Annotated in this window: 3 protein-coding genes and 1 pseudogene; 3 read left to right on the top strand and 1 reads right to left on the bottom strand. The window is 63.7% G+C overall.

Features of this window, described 5'->3' with window-relative positions:
- The 3 genes from AC1D34_RS36615 to xth all read left to right on the top strand — a co-directional run.
- Nucleotides 1–300, top strand: a 300-nt coding sequence (locus AC1D34_RS36615; protein ID WP_476826907.1) for a DNA translocase FtsK, incomplete at its 5' end; no start/stop codon positions are given.
- Between the two features lie 178 nt (nt 301–478).
- The gene (locus AC1D34_RS36610; RefSeq protein ID WP_476826906.1) at nt 479–1,309 is read left to right on the top strand and encodes a LolA family protein; all 831 of its coding nucleotides are present in this window, start codon (nt 479–481) and stop codon (nt 1,307–1,309) included.
- Nucleotides 1,310–1,464: 155 nt separating this feature from the next.
- Complete coding sequence (gene xth / locus AC1D34_RS36605) at nt 1,465–2,280, top strand: exodeoxyribonuclease III (protein ID WP_476826905.1); 816 nt, start codon at nt 1,465–1,467, stop codon at nt 2,278–2,280.
- A 9-nt stretch (nt 2,281–2,289) separates the two neighbouring features.
- On the opposite strand, the pseudogene AC1D34_RS36600 reads toward xth, so the two are convergent.
- Nucleotides 2,290–2,469: pseudogene (locus tag AC1D34_RS36600) on the bottom strand (cyclic nucleotide-binding protein); the annotation flags it as partial.

Below are 2,469 nucleotides of genomic sequence, written 5' to 3'. Positions count from 1 at the left end.
GACGCGGTCACCGCCGAGGAGGAGGCCGGCAGCGATGACGAGGATGGCGGCGCCGTCTTCGACAAGAGCGGCATGGGCCAGGCCGAGAGCGAGGATCCCTACGACCAGGCGGTCGCGGTCGTGCTGCGCGACAAGAAGGCCTCGACCTCGTATATCCAACGCCGCCTGCAGATCGGCTACAACCGCGCCGCCTCGATCATGGAGCGCATGGAGAACGAGGGCATCGTCGGCCCCGCCAACCACGCCRGCAAGCGAGAGATCCTCGTCGAGGCCAGCCGCGCCAGGGAAGACGAGGATTGAGCGGACGGCAGAGAGACGGCAGGTCCTCAAATTGCCACGCTGAAGTGCAACTCATACGGTGGTTGATGCGTTTACCTGAGGCGGCGGGCCATTTCGCCCGCCTCCAGTCATTGCCCGCATCAGGCAATGACGCGAACATCCAGGCCGATATGGCCCCAGCATCGGAGCAGCTTTGCTCATGACACGCGTTTCGCCAATGCAGGCTTCGCTCGGCGCCTTTGTCGCGCTTGGGCTCGCCATTGCGTCTGGCCCGCTCGCGGCCCAGCCGCTTGATCTTCAGGCCAAACCCGCAGCGCCGGCCGCAAAGCCGGCAGCTCCCCGCGCGATCCCGCTGCCGCCCATGCGACCGCCGGGGCTTGGCCTGCCGCGGACCGCGGAGGCAACCTCCGCTCCGGTCATCACCACGGTCGCCGCCGAACAGCCCCGTCCGGCTGCCGTCCCGGTCAAGTCGACCACCAGCAAGCATTCAGCCCCGCTCACACAGCAGGAAGCTGTCGAGCGTCTCAATGCCTATTTCAATGGCTTTGCGACGTTGCAGGGCGACTTCATCCAGTTCGCCTCTGACGGCCGCCGCTTCGAAGGCAAGCTCTATATCCAGCGCCCAGGCAAGATGCGCTTCGAGTATCGGCCGCCCGTGACCATGGAAGTCATCGCCGACGGCACCTCGGTGGCGATCCGCGACAAGAAGCTCGCGACCCAAGATCTCTACTCGATCGGCCAGACGCCACTGAAGTTCCTGGTCAAGGAGCGCATGGACCTTGCCCGAGATTCGACCATCACCAAGGTCAGCACCAAGGGCGACATCCTGTCGGTCAGCGTCGAGGATCGTTCGACCCTTGGCGGTACGTCGAAGATCACCCTGAACTATGACAYGGCGGCCAACGAGCTCAGGCAGTGGGTGGTCATCGATCCCCAGGGCTACGAGACATCGGTCTCGCTCTACAACCTCGATACGCAGCGGCGTCCCGATCCGAAGAATTTCGTGATCAACTACGAGCGCATGCTCTGAGCACGCGCTGAAGGGGCGGCCCTCCAAGCGATATCGAGCGCCGGGCTTGCTTGCGAGACGAGGCGGCGGCCGCAACGCCGTCAGGCTTCGGAACAGCTTGCTTTTTCCGCTGCCAAGACCCAGTTTCCGGCTCCCTTTCGATCCGGAAACACTGCGTGAATCTGACCGTTACGAGCTGGAACATCAATTCGGTGCGCCTGCGCATCGGCATGGTGACGGAATTCCTGACCACCACCGCGCCGGACGTACTGTGCCTGCAGGAGACCAAGACTCCTGACGAGCAGTTTCCCGCCAAGGCCTTCGAGAAGATCGGCTATGTCCATCAGGCCTTCATCGGCCAGAAGGGCTATAATGGCGTCGCGATCGTCTCACGCCTGCCCTTCAGCGAGAAGGACGCCATGGCGATGTGCGGACGCAATGATGCCCGCCATATGACGGTCGTACTCGACAAGGGAGCTGGCGCTGCCGCGGGCGTCGCCATCCATAATTTCTACATTCCGGCCGGAGGCGACATCCCGGATCCGAACCTGAACGACAAGTTCGCCCACAAGCTCGCCTTTCTCGACGAACTCGGCGCCTGGGGAATCGCCAAACGACCAACCGACCGGCCAAGCATCCTGCTCGGCGACCTCAATATCGCGCCCTATGAGCACGATGTCTGGAGCCATAAGCAGCTTCTCGACGTGGTCAGCCATACACCCATCGAAACCACGACGCTCGAGACGCWGCGCACCGAGCTTGGCTGGAGCGATGCCGCGCGCACGCTGCGGCCCGAACCCGAGAAGCTCTATAGCTGGTGGAGCTACCGTGCCGCCGACTGGGCTGCCTCGAACAAGGGTCGCCGGCTCGACCATATCTGGCTCTCTGACGGATTGAAGCCGACCCTGCGCGACGTCACCTTCCTGCGTGAAGCACGCGGTTGGGAGCGGCCCTCGGACCACGTTCCCGTCACGGTGACATTGGAGCTCTGATCGAGCGCTCTAGCTTCGATCGATCGCGATCAGCGCATCGCGAACCTGCGACAATTCGCCCATGAAGCCTTGCAGCCTCTCTCCGATCGCAGCCGCGATCGCCTGAGCCGATTGCGGGGATTCGCCGAGCACCCGGCGCATCACGCTGCGCGAGAGCTTCATCAGTTGCGTGGGCTCGCGCGCAACGGC

The organism is Allobosea sp. P1_A7, assembly GCF_056406775.1.
This window is presented reverse-complemented; position numbering and strand designations above follow the sequence as displayed.